Origin of the sequence: Micromonospora sp. NPDC005087, from assembly GCF_042872965.1 — a bacterium.
Classification (GTDB): Bacteria; Actinomycetota; Actinomycetes; order Mycobacteriales; family Micromonosporaceae; genus Micromonospora.
On record NZ_JBIALB010000006.1, the window covers coordinates 91,666 to 108,197 of the forward strand.

Annotated in this window: 14 protein-coding genes; 9 read left to right on the forward strand and 5 right to left on the reverse strand. The window is 72.1% G+C overall.

Going from position 1 to position 16,532, the window contains the following annotated elements; genetic code table 11:
- Window positions 1-77: 77 nt before the first annotated feature.
- The 5 genes from ACFYPS_RS16380 to ACFYPS_RS16400 form a co-directional block, all read right to left on the reverse strand.
- A complete protein-coding gene (locus ACFYPS_RS16380; RefSeq protein ID WP_354963056.1) occupies window positions 78-1,511 on the reverse strand; it encodes a GH1 family beta-glucosidase in 1,434 nt (477 codons plus the stop codon).
- A complete protein-coding gene (locus tag ACFYPS_RS16385; protein ID WP_354963057.1) occupies window positions 1,508-2,350 on the reverse strand; it encodes a carbohydrate ABC transporter permease in 843 nt (280 codons plus the stop codon). Before ACFYPS_RS16385 ends, ACFYPS_RS16380 begins: the two co-directional genes overlap by 4 nt.
- A gap of 10 nt (window positions 2,351-2,360) precedes the next feature.
- On the reverse strand, window positions 2,361-3,332 hold the full coding sequence (locus ACFYPS_RS16390; RefSeq protein WP_354963058.1) for a sugar ABC transporter permease: 972 nt from the start codon (window positions 3,330-3,332) through the stop codon (window positions 2,361-2,363).
- A 109-nt stretch (window positions 3,333-3,441) separates the two neighbouring features.
- Window positions 3,442-4,728: an extracellular solute-binding protein gene (locus ACFYPS_RS16395; RefSeq protein WP_354963059.1), complete on the reverse strand. Its 1,287-nt coding sequence runs from the start codon at window positions 4,726-4,728 to the stop codon at window positions 3,442-3,444.
- Between the two features lie 298 nt (window positions 4,729-5,026).
- Window positions 5,027-5,590, reverse strand: coding sequence for a plasmid pRiA4b ORF-3 family protein (locus ACFYPS_RS16400; protein ID WP_354963060.1), 564 nt, complete (start codon window positions 5,588-5,590; stop codon window positions 5,027-5,029).
- 150 nt (window positions 5,591-5,740) lie between these two features.
- Between ACFYPS_RS16400 and ACFYPS_RS16405 the strand changes: the two genes are divergently transcribed.
- From ACFYPS_RS16405 to ACFYPS_RS16445, 9 genes are all read left to right on the forward strand, one after another.
- Complete coding sequence (locus ACFYPS_RS16405; RefSeq protein ID WP_354963061.1) at window positions 5,741-6,487, forward strand: pyrimidine reductase family protein; 747 nt, start codon at window positions 5,741-5,743, stop codon at window positions 6,485-6,487.
- A 162-nt stretch (window positions 6,488-6,649) separates the two neighbouring features.
- Window positions 6,650-8,401: an ATP-binding protein gene (locus tag ACFYPS_RS16410; RefSeq protein ID WP_089017047.1), complete on the forward strand. Its 1,752-nt coding sequence runs from the start codon at window positions 6,650-6,652 to the stop codon at window positions 8,399-8,401.
- A gap of 16 nt (window positions 8,402-8,417) precedes the next feature.
- The gene (locus tag ACFYPS_RS16415) at window positions 8,418-9,566 is read left to right on the forward strand and encodes an exonuclease SbcCD subunit D (protein WP_354963062.1); all 1,149 of its coding nucleotides are present in this window, start codon (window positions 8,418-8,420) and stop codon (window positions 9,564-9,566) included.
- Window positions 9,566-12,040: an SMC family ATPase gene (locus tag ACFYPS_RS16420; RefSeq protein WP_354963063.1), complete on the forward strand. Its 2,475-nt coding sequence runs from the start codon at window positions 9,566-9,568 to the stop codon at window positions 12,038-12,040. The genes ACFYPS_RS16415 and ACFYPS_RS16420 overlap by 1 nt, the downstream gene beginning before the upstream one ends.
- Before the next feature lie 55 nt (window positions 12,041-12,095).
- Window positions 12,096-13,055, forward strand: a complete 960-nt coding sequence (locus ACFYPS_RS16425; protein ID WP_354963064.1) for a hypothetical protein — start codon at window positions 12,096-12,098, stop codon at window positions 13,053-13,055.
- 18 nt (window positions 13,056-13,073) lie between these two features.
- A complete protein-coding gene (locus ACFYPS_RS16430) occupies window positions 13,074-13,931 on the forward strand; it encodes a fused MFS/spermidine synthase (RefSeq protein ID WP_354963065.1) in 858 nt (285 codons plus the stop codon).
- Window positions 13,932-14,057: 126 nt separating this feature from the next.
- Window positions 14,058-14,750: a sigma-70 family RNA polymerase sigma factor gene (locus tag ACFYPS_RS16435; protein ID WP_354963066.1), complete on the forward strand. Its 693-nt coding sequence runs from the start codon at window positions 14,058-14,060 to the stop codon at window positions 14,748-14,750.
- Window positions 14,747-15,529, forward strand: a complete 783-nt coding sequence (locus ACFYPS_RS16440; protein WP_387325262.1) for an anti-sigma factor family protein — start codon at window positions 14,747-14,749, stop codon at window positions 15,527-15,529. The genes ACFYPS_RS16435 and ACFYPS_RS16440 overlap by 4 nt, the downstream gene beginning before the upstream one ends.
- Before the next feature lie 204 nt (window positions 15,530-15,733).
- Window positions 15,734-16,381 (forward strand): hypothetical protein, encoded by a 648-nt coding sequence (locus ACFYPS_RS16445; RefSeq protein WP_354963068.1) that lies wholly within the window; start codon window positions 15,734-15,736, stop codon window positions 16,379-16,381.
- The last annotated feature ends 151 nt before the right edge of the window (window positions 16,382-16,532 follow it).

Here is a 16,532-nt window from a genome sequence, read left to right on the forward strand (position 1 = left end):
GCTCCTCCGACGGCGGGCGGGCCCGGTGCCACCTGTGGGACGTGGACACCGGGACCGCCCTGATGGCTGGCCCGAGCCTATTGTGCGGCCAGACCGTTGCGTCGGATCACCGAGGCGTACCACCTGGCACTGGACTTGGGGATGCGGACCTGGGTTTCGTAGTCGACGTGGATCATGCCGAACCGCTTGGTGTAACCCCAGGCCCATTCGAAATTATCCATCAGCGACCAGGCGAAGTATCCCCGCAGGGGCACCCCGGCGCTGATCGCCTCGTGCGCGGCGCGCAGGTGGGCGTCGAAGTAGGCGAGCCGGTCGACGTCGTCGACCTCCCCGTCGACCACCGTGTCGACGAACGCCGAGCCGTTCTCGGTGACGTAGAGCGGCAGGTCGGTGTACTCGTCGTGCACCCGGCGCAGCGTCTCGACCAGGCCGGGGGCGTCGATTTCCCAGTTCATGTCCGTGACCGGGACGCCTCGGGTGACGAACCGGACGTCCTCGCTGCCCGGCCAGCAGGAGGGCGCCCGCCAGTACGGCTCCGGCTCGGCCCCCTCGACCGGGGCGGCGATCACGTGCCGGCTGTAGTAGTTGATCCCGACCAGGTCCAGCGGCGTGGAGATGGTGGCAAGGTCACCATCGCGTACGTGATCGAAGTCGGTCACCGCGCTCAGGTCGGCCACCAGGTCCTCCGGGTACGACCCGCGCAGCAGCGGGTCGAGGAAGAACCGGTTGGCCAGCCCGTCGATCCGCCGGGCGGCGTCGACGTCGCCGGGCGCGTCGCTGGCCGGGTCGACGGGGTAGAGGTTGACGGTCACCCCCACCTCGGAGCCGGGCCGGGCGGCCCGCAGCGCCTGCACGGCCAGGCCGTGCCCGAGCATCAGGTGGTGCCCGGCGCGGACCGCGTCCGCTCCGTTGGACCGGCCGGGGGCGTGCACCCCGGAGCCGTAGCCGAGGAACGCCGAGCACCACGGCTCGTTCAGCGTGGTCCAGTAGCGCACCCGGTCGCCGAGCGCGTCGGCGACCAGCGTGGTGTAGTCGGCGAAGCGGGCGGCGGTGTCCCGGGCCGGCCAGCCCCCGGCGTCCTCCAGCGGCTGCGGCAGGTCCCAGTGGTAGAGGGTGAGCCACGGCTCGATCCCGTGCGCCAGCAGCTCGTCGACGAGCCGGCGGTAGAAGTCCAGGCCCTGCGGGTTGGCCGCGCCGGCGCCGCCGGGCTGCACCCGGGGCCAGGAGACCGAGAAACGGTACGACTTGAGCCCCAGCTCCGCCATCAGCGCGACGTCGCCGCCGAGCCGGTGGTAGTGGTCGCAGGCCACGTCGCCGGTGTGCCCGGCGACCACCCGGCCGTCGGTGTGGCTGAAGGTGTCCCAGATCGACGGGGTACGGCCGTCCTCGGCCGCCGCCCCCTCGATCTGGTACGCCGCGGTCGCGGCCCCCCACAGGAAGCCGGGCGGAAAGGTCAGCCCGGGGCGCTCGTCGAGGACGCCGACGGCGGGCGGGCTGGCGGGGTTGCTCACGACTTGACGGCACCTTCCATGATCCCGCCGATGATCTGGCGGCCGAACACGATGAACACGATGACCAGCGGAACGGTACCGATGGCCGTGGCGGCGAACACCTGGGAGTAGTCGGTGTAGTAGGCGTACGAGAGGAAGGAGAGCGAGACCTGCAGGGTCGGGTTCTCCGGGGTGAGGATGGCGTACGGCCAGAGGAACGAGTTCCAGGTCTCCATGAAGGTCAGCAGACCGAGGACGCCGGCGGCGGGACGCAGCGCGGGCAGCACGATGCTCCAGTAGATCCGGAACGTGCTCGCCCCGTCGACGCGACCGGCCTCGATCAGCTCGTCGGAGATCGCCTGGCTGGCGTACTGCCGCATCATGAACACGCCGAAGGCGGTGACCAGGAATGGCACGGTGACCGCGTAGAGGGTGTCGTACCACCCCAGGTCCTGCATCATGCCCCAGAGCGGGATGAGCCCCATCTGGGTCGGGATCATCATGGTGACGATGATCGCCAGCAGGAGGGCGTTGCTGCCCTTGAACCGCAGCTTGGCGAAGGCGAACCCGGCCAGCGAACCGGTGAGCACCACCGACAGGGTGACCACCGAGGAGACGATGATCGAGTTCATCATGCCGGTGAGGAAGTTGGCGGCGTCGTTGTCGAGCACCCGCCCGAAGTTGTCACCGAACGCTCCGCCGGGGGTCAGCGGCGGCGGCACGTCGTTGATGGATTCCAGGCTGCGAGTGCCGATCACCATCATGTAGTAGAACGGGTAGATCGACAGCAGCGCCGCGAGGACGAGCGCCATGTAGGTCAGCGGGCTGGTGCGCCACAGGCGCTGGGAAGCCGAGATCATCGATCTCTCCTCACTTTGCCGAGCGGCGGACGAGTAGGAAGTTGAACACCGACACCACAACGATGATCATGAAGATGGCCCAGGCGACCGCGGCTCCGTAGCCGGCGGTGTTCAGGTTCACGATGCCCATCTCGTACATGTACATGGCCAGCGTCTGGAACTCCCGCTGGTTGCCGCCGATGATGTTGCCGTTGCCGAAGAGCAGGGGCTCGGTGAAGAGCTGCATGCCGCCGATCGTGGACAGGATGACCACGAAGATGAAGGTGGGCTTGAGCATGGGCAGGGTGATCTGCCAGAACTGCCGCCACTGGCTGGCGCCGTCGATCGCCGCGGCCTCGTAGAGGTCCTTCGGGATCGCCTGCATGCCGGCGAGCAGGATCAGGGTGTTGTACCCGGTCCACCGCCAGTTGACCATGGAGGAGATGGCCATCCAGGAACTCCAGCGGTGCCCGTCCCAGTCGACCGGGTCGACACCGACGAAGCCGAGCAGCCAGTTGAACAGGCCGAACTCCCGCTGGAACAGCATCCCGAAGACGATCGCGACCGCGGCCACCGACACCACGTTCGGCATGAAGATGGCCATCCGGAAGAAGGTCTTGGCGCGCAGGAAGGTCCGGTTGAGCAGGTTCGCCAGGAAGAGGGCGAGCAACAGCTGCGGGATGGTCGACAGGGCAAAGATGCCGAACGTGTTGACCAGCGCGTTCCAGAAGTACTCGTCGGACGCTAGCCGAGTGTAGTTGTCGAAGCCGATGAACGAGCGGTCGCCGATCATGTCCCAGTCGTGCAGCGACATCCAGGCGGTACGCAACATCGGGTACAACCCGAACGCGCCGAAGATCAGGAAGAAGGGGGCGATGTAGAGGTACGGCGAGTACTTGACATCGAGGCGGTTGAGAAACCTTCCCCGGCTACGTCGGGAAGAGACGTCGGGAGAAGGCGGTGCTGCTGGCGACGGCGGTGCGGTCGTGGCCGACAGGCTCATGCGAATTTCCTTTTCCGGCGAGGCCCGGGGGCCCTCGCGCAGGGAGCTACGCGGAGGGGACCGGCCGGTGGCGTCCGGGTACTCCCGAACGCCACCGGCAGGGAATCACTCAGAAGGCACCCTGAGTCTTTGCGTCCTTCGTGAACTGCTCCCAGGCCTTCGCCTTGTCGGCCTGCCCGTTCTCGAACGCCCGCAGGGCCGGCTCGAGCGCGTTCTCCTTCACCGCCTGGTGCTTCGGACCCAGGTGGATCGGCTGGATCTTGGCGACGCTCTCCCCGAAGATCTTGCCGGTCGGCGCGTTGCTGAAGTACTCGTTGGTGTAGCTGAGGAACGCGTCGTTCTTCAGCGCCTCCAGGTTGGTGGGCAGCGGGCCCTTGAGCTTGAAGGCGTCCACCTGGCTCTTCGCGTTGGTCAGGTACTCGGCGAGCTTCGCCGCCTCCTTCGGGTACTTGCTCTGCTCCGGAACCGCGAGCCACGAGCCGCCCCAGTTACCGCCGCCACCCGGCACGGCCGCGACATCCCACTTGCCCTTGTTGGCCGCACCGGAGTTGTCCGAGACGATGCCGAGCATCCAGGACGGGCAGAAGGTGGCCGCGAAGGTGCCCTGCTTGAAGCCACCCGACCACTCCGGCGACCAGGTCTGCGCCTTGGCGGAGATGTCCGCCATCGAGGTGGCGGTGTCCCAGGCGTTCTTCACCGCGGGGCTGGTGTCCGCGATGATGTTGTCGTCCTTGTCGTAGAACAGATCACCGTTGCCCTGGAAGAGCACGCCGTTGGAGACGGCGGTGATCGAGTCGATGAACGCCTTGCCGCCGCTGCCCTGCTTGTACTTCAGGCCGGCCTCGTGGAAGCCCTTCCAGTCCGTCCAGAGCGCCGACACCTGGTCGCGCTCGGTGGGCAGGCCGGCCGCCTGGAACAGGTCCTTGCGGTAGCAGACCGCGAGGCTGCCGACGTCGGTCGGCAGGCCGATCAGCCGGCCGTCCGATGCCTTGCCCAGCTCCCACTTCCAGGGCAGGTACTCCTTGGAGTGGTCGGCGACCAGCGGCGTGAGGTCGGCCCAGTTGCGCGGGTTGGGCTTGAACTCGTTGAGGATGCCCTCTTCCAGGGCGGTGACGTCCGCCGCGCCCTTGCCGGTGGCCAGGTAGCGGACCAGCTTCGGCCGGTACTCACCGAGCTGGGCGGTCTTGCGCAGCTCGACCTTGATTCCGGTGTCCTTCTCGTACTGCTTGACGATCTCGTCGTAGCCGAACTCGCCGAAGGTGTCGACGACCAGCTTGGCCGGCTTCTCGCCGGCCGCCGGCTCGTCGTCGTTGCCGCAGGCTGCGAGACCGCCGATTGCGGTGATCGCGGCCAGGGCAGCGGCCGCCAGGCGGGTACGCCGCGTGGTGACACTCATTCGCTGACCCCTCTTTCCGGTGGTGAGGCTGGGTGGTTTGTGGTGGGGGGTGCTTGCCGCGCCGGGTCGGCGCCGGCGGTGCCGGCGGCCGGATGGAGGAGCGTGGGTGACCCGCGCCACCTCCGGGAGCGCTCCCATGAGATTGCCGGCGGGTAACGGGGGTGTCAATAGGGCGATGGGAGCGTTCCCAGATCGTTACCGCCATCGACCCCGGTGGCAGGTCACCCGAAAACGCGAAAATCCCGGCACCTCGGCCGGCGACTCACCACGGTTGCCCACTGCGGCGGGCGACGCGGGGTCAGCAGAAGCGGCGCAGCAGAGTGCCGGCGCGGTCGACGTCGAAGCGGGCGGGGTCGAATGTGGAGCCCGCCCAGTCGAGCAGCAGGGCGTGCGCCGGGTCGGCGACGTCGGCCGGATCGCCCTGATCGCCCAGCGCCACCAGCAGCGCCCGGTAGCCCGACGGGCCGCCGATGCCCTCCGGCGGGCAGGCCCGCTCGCCGTCCAGGCAGACCGGGTACCGCTCCTCCGGGTCGGCGGTCAGCGCGTCCTCGACCACCAGGTCGTGCTCCCACCAGTCGCCGAAGTCGTAGGTGTAGGAGAACCGGCTGCCCTTGCCGAGCACCGCGTCGAGCCGCACGTCCAGCTCGTCGTGCAGCGCCAGCTCGCCGTCCGGGTCGGGCTCGCCGTACTGCACCGCGTCGATCTCGAACGAGTGCAGGTGGCAGTCCCGCCAACCCATCGCGTGCTGCACCACCCGGTGCAGCCGATCCAGCGTGTAGCCGGCCGGAACGAGCACCCGGCGCCAGACCGGCGGACGGACGCCGGCGAGGGACATCTTCAGCTGGAAGATCTGACGCGGCATGCTGTCCTGTCCTCCCGCGGCTTAGGCTGCCAGCATGATCTGCCGAGCGTGCCGGGCCCGGCGACACGACGACTGCCCGGGCCGGAACTGGTGCGACTGCCAGCACCGTACCGCCCGACCGACCCCTCCGGTCACCGGTCCGGCCAGCGAATGACCGTCGGAATCCCGATCCGGCGGCTCTGGCCCGAGCCGGCGGCGCAGCCGCTGGACGACGCCGCGCTCACCGCGCTCTACGGCCGCGCCGACCAGCCCCGCCTGCGAGTCAACTTCGTGGCCAGCCTGGACGGCGCGGTCACCGTGGACGGCTACTCCGCCGGGCTCTCCGGCGAGCCGGACAAGCGGGTGTTCGGCCTGCTGCGGATGCTCTGCGACGCGCTGGTGGTGGCCGCCGGCACACTGCGCCACGAGGGCTACCGGGCGGTCCGGCTCGACGAGCGCCGCCGCGCCTGGCGCCGCGAGCACGGGCTGGCCGAGTACCCGACGCTGGTCGTCGTCTCCGGTTCGCTCGACCTCGACCCGGCGCAGGCCGCGTTCGCCGACGCCCCGGTCCGCCCGGTGGTGCTCACCCACGCCGGCGCCGAACCGCAGCCCGGGCTGACCGACGTCGCCGACGTGCTGCGCTGCGGCACCGACCGGGTCGACCTGGCCGCCGGCCTCGACGAGCTGCACAAGCGTGGGCTGACCGAGCTGCTCTGTGAGGGCGGCCCGCAGCTGTTCGGCGCGCTCACCGCCGCCGACCTGGTGGACGAGCTGTGTCTCACCGTCGCGCCGTTGCTCGCCGGGCCGGGCCCGGGCCGGATCATCGCCGGCGACGCCGCGCCACCCCGGCAGCTGCCGCTGCGGCACGTGCTCGCCGCCGACGACGGCGTCCTCATGCTCCGCCACGCCCGCGAGTGAACCCCGGGTCGGCAACGGCCCGTCGCTGACCCGGCACCCAGCGTCGCGTGCCTGACTGGCGATGGTGTCGTCCGCCGCGTCGCGTGGCAACCTGTCGTACTCCTCGGGCAGGATGCACCTCATGCGCGCCGACCGTGATGCCCGACCGACCCGAGTCGCCCGATGACCGACGCCGGCCTCGACACCCCGGGCGAGCCGGTCGGCCGGGTGCTGGGCACCGCCGACGCCACCCCGTTGCAGTTCTGGACGGCCGTGGCCCCCGGCAGCTACCTCCAGCTCGACGACGTGGTGGTGACGCGGCGTGAGCTGCCCGACCGCGAGCCGGTGACGATCGCCGGGGTGGTCACCCAGGTCCGGGCCCGGCACGAGGGCGCCCAGTTCGACTCCGACGTCTTCGCCATCGCCGACGGCACGCTGCCCGCGCAGGTGCAGGAGGCGGCCGAGGTGACCACCACCCGGGTCGACCCGGAGTTCTACGTGCCGCCGACCCCGGGGGCGGTGGTGCACCGGGCCGAGGGCGACGCCCGCGCCCGGGCGCTGCACTTCGACCGGATGGAGCGGCGCATCCCGATGGGGATGGGTCGCGACGGGGTGCCGGTCTACCTCAACGCCGACTTCCTCGACGGCAGCCGGGGCGCGCACGTCTCCATCTCCGGCATCTCCGGCGTGGCCACCAAGACCAGCTTCGCCACCTTCCTGCTCTACTCGGTCTTCCGTTCCGGGGTGCTGGGCGGCGACGCGGTCAACGCCAAGGCGCTGATCTTCAACGTCAAGGGCGAGGACCTGCTCTTCCTCGACCATCCCAACACCCGGCTCGACGAGCCCACCCGCGCGGCGTACGCGAAGCTCGGGCTGACCGCCGGCGCGTTCCCCGACGTCCGGGTGTACGCCCCGCCCCGGGTCGGCGACTCGGCCGGCACTCCGGACGTGAGCAGCCGGCTCACCGGCGTCGACGCCTTCTACTGGACGCTGAGCGAGTTCTGCGCCGACCGGCTGCTGCCGTACGTCTTCGCCGACGCCGACGACGAGCGCCAGCAGTACACGATGGTGGTCCACTCGGTCACCGCGCACCTGGCCCGCTACGCCCAGCCCGCCGACGGCGGGGTGAGCATCGACGGGGTCCGGCTCGGCTCCTACGGCGACTTGGTCGACCACATCGTCGACCAGCTCAACGACGACGAGACCCGCTCCGACTGGGCTGGCAGCGCGGTCGGTCTGGGCACCGTCAACGCGTTCGCGAGGCGGTTGATCGGCAGCAAGAAGGACCTCGCCCGGCTGATCCGCGGCGACCTCGCCACCCGCCGCCCGCACTCGATCAACACGAGCGAGTCGGCGCAGGTCACCGTGGTCGACCTGCACAACCTTCCGGACCGCGCCCAGCGGTTCGTGGTCGGTGTGACGCTCAAGAGCGAGTTCGAGCGCAAGGAGAAGTCCGGAACCGCCAAGCCGCTGCTCTTCGTCGTCCTCGACGAGCTCAACAAGTACGCCCCCCGCGAGGGCTCCTCGCCGATCAAGGAGGTGCTGCTGGACATCGCCGAGCGGGGCCGCTCGCTCGGCGTGATCCTGATCGGCGCCCAGCAGACGGCGAGCGAGGTGGAGCGGCGGATCGTCACCAACTCGGCGATCCGGGTGGTCGGCCGGCTCGACCCGGCCGAGGCCTCCCGCCCGGAGTACGGTTTCCTGCCGCCGGCGCAGCGGCAACGGGCGCTGCTGGCCAAGCCGGGCACCATGTTCGTCAACCAGCCCGACATCCCCGTGCCGCTCTGTCTGGAGTTCCCGTTCCCGGCCTGGGCCACCCGGGTCTCCGAGGCGGGCCGCGCGCCATCGGAGACGCTGCGCTCGATCACCCAGTCCGCCGACCCGTTCGCCGTCGTGGGCTCCGGCGGCGGCACCGACGACGACATCCCGTTCTAGGGGGGCCAGCGCAGCCATGAAGATCCTGCACACCTCGGACTGGCACGTCGGCAAGGTGCTCAAGGGGCAGTCCCGGGCCGAGGAACACAAGGCCGTGCTGGCCGGGGTGATCGACATCGCGATAGCCGAGCAGCCGGATCTGGTCATCGTCGCCGGTGACCTCTACGACACGGCCGCGCCCACCTCCGAGGCCACCCGGCTGGTCACCCGGGCGCTGACCGCGCTGCGCCGCACCGGCGCGGACGTGGTCGCGATCGGCGGCAACCACGACAACGGCCCGGCGCTGGACGCGCTGCGGCCGTGGGCGGAGGCTGCCGGGATCACGCTGCGCGGCGGGGTACGGGAAAACCCGGACGAGCACGTGATCGACGGCACCACCGCCGGCGGCGAGCGGTGGCAGTTGGCCGCGCTGCCGTTCCTGTCCCAGCGGTACGCGGTGCGCGCGCTGGAGATGTACGAGCTGACCGCCGCCGAGGCCAACCAGACGTACGCCGACCACCTGGGACGGGTGCTGGGTCGACTCACGGAGGGCTTCACCGAGCCGGACCGGGTGCACCTGGTCACCGCGCACCTGACGGTGACCGGCGCGACCACCGGCGGCGGCGAGCGGGACGCGCACACCGTGCTCGGCTACGCCGTGCCGGCCACCGTCTTCCCGGCCACCGCGCACTACGTGGCGCTGGGCCACCTGCACCGGGCGCAGCGGGTCATCGGCCCCTGCCCGGTGCGCTACAGCGGCAGTCCGCTCGCGGTCGACTTCGGCGAGCAGGAGAACGTCCCCTCCGTGACCGTGGTCGAGGTGACGGCGAGCACCGCGGCCCGGGTCCGCGAGGTGCCGGTGACCGCGGCGAGCGCGCTGCGCACCGTGCGGGGCACCCTGGCCCAGCTCGCCGAGATCGAGGCGCCGGACGCCTGGCTACGGGTGTACGTGCGGGAGCAGCCCCGCGCCGGCCTCCGCGAAGAGGTCCAGGAGCTGCTTCCCCGTGCCCTGGAGATCCGGATCGACCCGGAGCTGCTCGCCGCGCCGGGCAGCGGCGCCCGCATCGCGCAACGCTCCGGGCGCTCGCCCCGGGAGCTGTTCGCCGACTATCTGGACAGCCGGGGGCACGCCGACGAGGGCGTCCGGGAGCTCTTCGACGAACTCTTCGAGGAGGTCGAGCACTGATGCGTCCGATGCGGCTGGACATGGCCGGTTTCACGGTCTTCCGGGACGAGACGACCGTCGACTTCACCGACGCCGACTTCTTCGCCCTGATCGGCCCGACCGGCTCGGGCAAGTCCACCGTGCTGGACGCCATCTGTTTCGCCCTCTACGGCACGGTGCCCCGCTGGGGCGGCACCCGGGGGCTGGCGAACGCGCTCGCGCCGTCGGCGACGGAGGCCCGGGTTCGGCTGGTCTTCGAGTCCGGCGGCGCCCGGTACGTGGCCACCCGGGTGGTGCGCCGGGACGGCCGGGGCAACGTCAAGACCGCGAACGCCGGGTTGCAGCTGATGCCGGCCGGCTTCGACGTGACCAAGCTGGACACCGGCCTGAGCCCGGAGGACCTCGGCGAGGTGGTGGCCGGCACCCCCGCCGAGATGGAGCAGGCGGTGCTGGAGGCGGTCGGGCTGCCGTACGAGCAGTTCACCAGCTGTGTGGTGCTGCCGCAGGGCCAGTTCGCCGACTTCCTGCACGCCAAGCCGGCGACCCGGCAGCAGATCCTGGTCAACCTGCTCGGCCTCGGCGTCTACGAGGACGTGCAGAAGCGGGCGACCGCGCGCGCGGCGCAGGCGGAGGCCCGACTGGACGCGGTCGACCAGGTGCTCGCCGGGCTCACCGGCGTGGACGACGAGGCGCTGGCCGAGGCCGACGCCCGGGTCGACCGGATGACCGAGCTGGCCGCCGCGGTGACCGCTGCTGTGCCGGAGCTGGCGGCGGCCCGGGCCGCGGCGCGCGAGGCGGCGGCGGCGCTGAGCGCCCTCGACGACGAGCTCACCGTGCTGACCGGGGTGCGCGCGCCGGGCGGCGTGGCCGAGGTGGCCCTCGCCGTGACCATGGCACGGGCCGACGCCGAGGCGGCGGCCACCGGCGTCTCGCTGGCCGAGGAGCGGGAGGAGAAGCTTCGCGGCGAGCTCGCCGGCGCCGGGGACGAAAGCGCGCTGCGGATGCTGCTGCGGGCGTACGACGACCGCGACCGGCTGACCGGCGAGGCCGAGACGGTCCGCGCGACGGTGACCGCGGCGAACGGCGAACACGCCGCGGCGGTAGCGTCGCTGGCAGCCGCCCGCGCCGACGCCGAGCGGGCCGAGGCCGAGCTGGAGGCGGCCTTCCGGGCGCACGAGGAGGCGAAGGCCACCGACCTGGCGGTCGGCCTGCGGGTGCACCTGCATCCCGGCGCCGCCTGCCCGGTCTGCGAGCAGCCGGTGGCCGAGGTGCCGGCGGTGCCGGCCGACTCGGCGGTGGCCGCCGCCACGGCGGCCGGCAAGGCGGCGCGGGCCGCAACGAAGGCCGCCCAGGCGGTCGTGCAGCAGCGGGACGCGGCGGCGCGTGACCTGGAACGGCTGCTGGTGCAGGCCCGGGCCCGGCAGGAGCAGCTGGACGCCCGGTTGGCCGAGCTGGCCGGGCAGCTCTCCGGGGCGGCCGAGCCGGCCGTGTTGCGCCGGGAGTTGGCCGAGCACGCCCGGCTGCGGCGCGCGCTGGAGGAGGCGGCGACCGCCGTTCGGGCCGGCCGGGACGCGGCCCGAACGGCCCGCGCCGGGGTGGACGCCGCCGAGGAGCGGCTGCGGGCGGCCTGGCGGGGCTTCGACACCATCCGGGACGGGCTGGCCCGGTTCGGCCCTCCCGCGACCGACCGGGACGACGTCTCCGCCGCGTGGGCGGCGCTGACCGGTTGGGCGGCCACCGAGGCGGACCGGCGCCGCGCCGACCGGGCCGGTCGGGCCGCCGTGGTCGCCGAGGCCGAGGGGGCGGCCGACGCGGTGCAGCGGAGCATCGCCGGCATCTTCGCCGCCGCGGACGTGCCGGTCGCGGACGATCCGGTGCACGCCGCGACCGTGGCGGTGGAGCGGGCCGAGGCCGACCGGCGTCGGCTTCGGGAACGCCGCGAGCAGGCCGGGACTCTGCGCGAGCAGCGCGCCGGTCACGAGCGGGAGGCTCAGGTGGCCCGCGCGCTGGCCGGGCATCTGCGGGCCAACAACTTCGAACGGTGGCTGCTGGCCGAGGCGTTGGACCTGCTGGTCGACGGTGCGTCGGGCATCCTGCGGGAGCTCTCCGGCGGGCAGTACGAGCTGGTGCACGACAAGGGTGAGTTCTTCGTGGTCGACCACCACGATGCCGGGCTGCGCCGGGGCGTGCGCACGCTCTCCGGCGGCGAGACGTTCCAGGCGTCGCTGGCGTTGGCGCTCGCGCTCTCCGAGCAGCTGGCCGGGATGTCGACCACGGCGGCGACCCTGGAGTCGATCGTCCTGGACGAGGGCTTCGGCACGCTGGACGCGGCCACCCTGGACACGGTGGCGGCCACCCTGGAAAACCTGGCCGCCCGGGGCGACCGGATGGTCGGCGTGGTCACCCACGTGCCGGCGCTGGCCGAACGGATCCCGGTCCGGTTCGAGGTGCGCAAGGATGCCCGCTCGGCGCGCGTGGAACGGACCGGCCGGTGAGCGCGAGGAGTGCAGCGCAGCGGAGCCCCGCAGTCGCGAACGAAGGCGCGACTCCGTGACCGACGCCGCGTTCTTCGTCGACTCGTGGGACCCGGCGTACGGTGCGTCGTTCGAGGCGTCCGCCGCCGGGCCGGCCACGCCGAGCAGCGCGCAGGTCGACGCGGACGTGGAGCTGCCGGCCGTGGACTGGCGGGCGATCGGGGTACGGCCGGGAGTGCGGGCGCCGGACGTGGTGCTGCTGGTTGACGGGGTACGCCGGATCGACGCGAGCATCTGGACGGCCGAGGCCGACGGGGGGTCGTTCCCCGGGTTGGCCGCCTCGTACGCGGCGGGGGTGGTCCGCTGCGACCTGGGCCGGGGTGCGGCGCAGCTGGCCGGCGCCCGGGTGGGCCGGGGCCTGTTCACCGCGAGCCCGTCGGCGCAGGACGTGGTGGCGGGGGCGATCCGCTACCCGGTGCACCGGGTGGGCGGCACCGGTGAGCTGGCCAAGTTGCCGGCTGCCGTGCAGGGCCCGCTGACCGCGCTGGAGGTGGCGGTCTCCGACGCCGCCCGGGTCGACGGCGATCTGCTGGTGGTGGACGGCCCGTTGCGCAGCCGGCGGCAGTTGCCGCGCACACTCGGTTACATCAAGACCCAGCACAGCCAGTACCTGGAAGCCCGGCTGACCGCGGTGGTGACCACCCTGGCGCCGGGTGAACGTTCGCCCGTGTTCCGGCTCGGCACGGCGTGGGGCGGCTGGTCGTGGTATCTGCGGCTGCCGGTGGCTGTCGGCGCGCCGTGGGCCGGCATCGTCCGGGTGGAGTGCTCCGCCGACCTGCCCGTCGAGGCGGCGATCGAGCTGGCCGACCTGTCGCTGGTCACCCTGCCCCGGTTCGCCTCCACCCCGTACAAGGACCCACGGGCCCCGCAGAACCTGATCCCGATCGCCGGCCTGGAGCGCCGGCTGCGGGCCCTGCTCGGCGACTCCCGGTTGTTGCACCGTGCGCTGACGGCCGCGGCCCGAGCGGGCCGCTGACCGCGGATACTGGTCGGGATGGGACGCAAGCGGGCGGGTGACCGGGTGGTCGAGCAGGTGGACACCGGGCAGGCCGAGCTGATCCCGGATCCGGACCGGCCCGGTTCGTGGACGCTGCTGCTGGACGGCGCCCCGCAGTCGCACGTCGACCTGAACGACCCCACCCACCTGGAGTTCGAGTACGTCCGGCGGCTGGCCGCGGCGATCGACCTGATCGCGCCCACCGGCGAGCCGCTGCGGGTGCTGCACCTCGGTGGTGGCGCGTTGACCCTGCCCCGGTACGTCTCCGCCACCCGGCCCGGCTCCACGCAGCGGGTGTCCGAGGTGGACGGCGCGTTGGTGGAGCTGGTCCGCCGGGCGCTGCCCTGGCCGGCCGATGCCCGGCTGCGGGTCCGGGTCGAGGACGCCCGCGCCGTGCTGGCCGCCACCCGGGACGCCAGCTACGACGTGGTGGTCGCCGACGTCTTCGCCGGCGCTCGCACCCCGGCTCACCTCACCTCGGTGGAGTACGCGGCCGAGGTGGCCCGGGTGCTCCGGCCGGCTGGCTGGTACCTGGCGAACCTCGCGGACGGCCCGCCGCTGCGGCACGCCCGCGGGCAGGTCGCCACGGTCCGCTCGGTGCTGCCCCGGGCCTGCCTGGTCGGGGACGCGGCCGTGCTGCGCGGCCGTCGGTACGGCAACCTCGTCCTGGTCGCCGGGCGGACCACGCCTCCGGTGGCCGAGCTGACGCGGCGGGCGGCCGGCGACTGGTTTCCCGGCCGGGTGGTGGCCGGCGACGAGCTGGACCGCTTCGCCGGTGGTGCTCCGGTGGTGCGGGACGCCGACGCCACCGGCTCCGACCCGCCACCGCCGGGCCTGTTCTCCGTCCGCCGCTGATCTGTCCGCCGAGCGGCAGCGCAGAACTTTTTTCGCGGTTTGTTGATCCGCTCGGGGCGGCGCTGCGTACCACCGGGCGGCCCGCCTGGTGGGCGGCGTTGGTCAACAGACACCCCGGAGGTCTGCATGCATGCGGTGGCGGCCGGTTGGCATGGCGACGCGATTCGCGTGGACTGGATGTCCGCACGTCCCTCGTCGCGGCCGACCTCGTCTGCCCGGGGGGTCGACGGACGACCGCCCGCTCGCCAGAATGGTCCGGTGACGCCGCGACCGGCGCCCGGGCGCCATCAGGCGACGTCAACCGAGGCGAGCCACTCCGACCAGTTGATCCGGCTGCTCTACGCGGAGCACGCCGGTCCGTTGCTGATGTTCGTCATGCGGCTCACCGGGGGGGACCGGCAGCGCGCGGAGGACATCGTCCAGGAGACGCTGCTGCGGGCCTGGCGCAACGCGCACCGCCTCGGCGCGCAGGGGCAGGGGTCGTTGCGGCCCTGGCTGGTCACCGTGGCCCGCCGTATCGCGATCGACGAGCATCGCAGCGAGCAGGCCCGGCCGCCGGAAACGTACGACCGGGACCTGACCGCGTTCGCCGAGGCGGACAGCACCGACCGGGTGCTGCGCACGATGACCGTGGCGGACGCCCTGCGTACGCTGAGTCAGTCGCACCGCGAGATCCTGATCTCGACGTACTTCCGGGGGCGGACGGTGCCGGAGGCCGCCGAGGAGTTGGGGCTTCCACTCGGCACCGCCAAGTCGCGGGTCTACTACGCGCTGCGCGCGCTTCGCACGGCTCTGCAGGAGCGGGGGGTGACAGAATGAGCCGGCCAGACCACATGGACGTCGCCGCGTACGCGTTGGGCGTCCTCGACGAGCAGGACACCGAGCGGTTCGAGGAGCATCTCGCCACCTGCTGGGCCTGCGCGGCCGAGCTGGAGACGATGGTGCCGGTCGTCGGGCTCCTCTCCGGCATCGACGGCGAGACGATGATGGCGCTGGAGCAGGCCGCGACCGACCCGGCGCTGCTGGACCGGACGCTGGTCGCGGTCCGCGCCGATCGACGACGCACCCGGTTCCGCCAGTTGCTCGCCACCGCCGCGGCGGTGGTGGTCTTCGGTGGCCTGACCGCGGTCGGTTTCGTGAGCGTCACCGACGACGAACCGCCGGGGGTGCTCGCCGAGCCGACGCTGAGCGCGCCGGGGAACGAGCCGCCGACGAGTGCGCCGACCGGGGCGCCTTCCGGCCCGGGGGTCGGCGGTAACGAGGAGGAGGGTGACCAGGTCGACGCCACCGACCCGACCACGGGTGTGCAGACGACGATGTTCCTGGTCACCAAGGACTACGGCACCCGGATCAACTTCAGCCTTCAGCGGTTGCCCGGCCCGCTCATCTGCCGACTGGTGGTGCAGCGGAAGAACTCGACCACGGAGGTCATCTCGACCTGGTCGGTGCCGCCTGGCGGCTACGGCACCAACACTCGCCCGCAGGGCCTCGAGTTGAGCGCTTCGACGTCGGCCCAGGTCGCCGACATCAAGCAGATCCAGGTGCAGTCGGTGAACGGTAACGGGGTGGCCAGTCCGCTGGTCACGGTGCCCATGTAGGTTCGCGTACCGCATCGGCGTCGGCCATTATGACAATGGCCGGCGCCGATGCGTCGTTGCATCGGAGCGGTCCGCGCTCGGGCACACGCACGGGCACCCGGATCGGTTCAATCAATTCACGTGAAATTGACCACTGTTACTCCTTCAACCTTGACAGCTCTCCTGCCGTACCTATGGGTGAACTGCCAAGAATGAGGAGGGCACGTGGCACAGATGAAGCGGACCGTCATCGTCGCGAGCGCGATGGTCGCACTAACGGCCTGCGCTCCTGCGGGTTACGACGGGGCGAACTCGAGCGCGGCCGAGCCGGTCGCCGTCGCCGCGGCCGAGCCCACCGCGGCGGCTGAACCCGAGGCCTCGGCGTCCGCGGAGGCTCCCGCCGACGCGCCGCCGCCCGCGGACGTCGACCTGACCGAGCAGTTGATCGGCAAGAAGGTCGCCCGGATGGGCAAGGTGGTCACCGATCAGGACGGCTGGATCCTGTACCGCTTCGACAAGGACACCGCCGACCCGCCCGCATCGAACTGCGTGGACAAGTGCGCGCAGGTGTGGCCGCCGGCGCTGACCGACGGCAACGCGCAGCTCACCGGCGTCTCCGACGACAAGGTCGGCAGCGTGACCCGGCAGGACGGCACCCGCCAGCTCACTGTCGGCGGCTGGCCGGTGTACCGCTACATCGGTGACAAGAAGCCCGGCCAGTGGAAGGGCCAGGCCGTCGGCGGCACCTGGTTCGTGGTCCAGCCGGACGGCAAGAAGAACCTCAGCTGCCTGCCCACCTCGACGCCGAAGGCGGTCGCCCCGCCAGCGGACAGCGGGTCGAACGACGCCGGCAGCTCGGGCTACTCGTACTGAGCCCGGGCGCCACGAGAGCGCGGTGGTCGGTCGCAGCCGGGGAGGGCGCGGCCGGCCACCGTCGTATCGAGGGGCTTCCGGGCTCAGCGGCATGACCCGTCCCGACGGCGGCGCCGACGCCCGGCAGGCAGGCAGGCAGGCAGTGGGTACC

Coding starts and splice junctions, on each gene's coding strand:
- ACFYPS_RS16385 (WP_354963057.1), bottom strand. CDS start 2,350: ATGATCTCGGCTTCCCAGCGCCTGTGGCGCACCAGCCCGCTGACCTAC.
- ACFYPS_RS16390 (WP_354963058.1), bottom strand. CDS start 3,332: ATGAGCCTGTCGGCCACGACCGCACCGCCGTCGCCAGCAGCACCGCCT.
- ACFYPS_RS16395 (WP_354963059.1), bottom strand. CDS start 4,728: ATGAGTGTCACCACGCGGCGTACCCGCCTGGCGGCCGCTGCCCTGGCC.
- ACFYPS_RS16400 (WP_354963060.1), bottom strand. CDS start 5,590: ATGCCGCGTCAGATCTTCCAGCTGAAGATGTCCCTCGCCGGCGTCCGT.
- ACFYPS_RS16405 (WP_354963061.1), top strand. CDS start 5,741: ATGACCGTCGGAATCCCGATCCGGCGGCTCTGGCCCGAGCCGGCGGCG.
- ACFYPS_RS16410 (WP_089017047.1), top strand. CDS start 6,650: ATGACCGACGCCGGCCTCGACACCCCGGGCGAGCCGGTCGGCCGGGTG.
- ACFYPS_RS16415 (WP_354963062.1), top strand. CDS start 8,418: ATGAAGATCCTGCACACCTCGGACTGGCACGTCGGCAAGGTGCTCAAG.
- ACFYPS_RS16420 (WP_354963063.1), top strand. CDS start 9,566: ATGCGTCCGATGCGGCTGGACATGGCCGGTTTCACGGTCTTCCGGGAC.
- ACFYPS_RS16430 (WP_354963065.1), top strand. CDS start 13,074: ATGGGACGCAAGCGGGCGGGTGACCGGGTGGTCGAGCAGGTGGACACC.
- ACFYPS_RS16435 (WP_354963066.1), top strand. CDS start 14,058: ATGCATGCGGTGGCGGCCGGTTGGCATGGCGACGCGATTCGCGTGGAC.
- ACFYPS_RS16440 (WP_387325262.1), top strand. CDS start 14,747: ATGAGCCGGCCAGACCACATGGACGTCGCCGCGTACGCGTTGGGCGTC.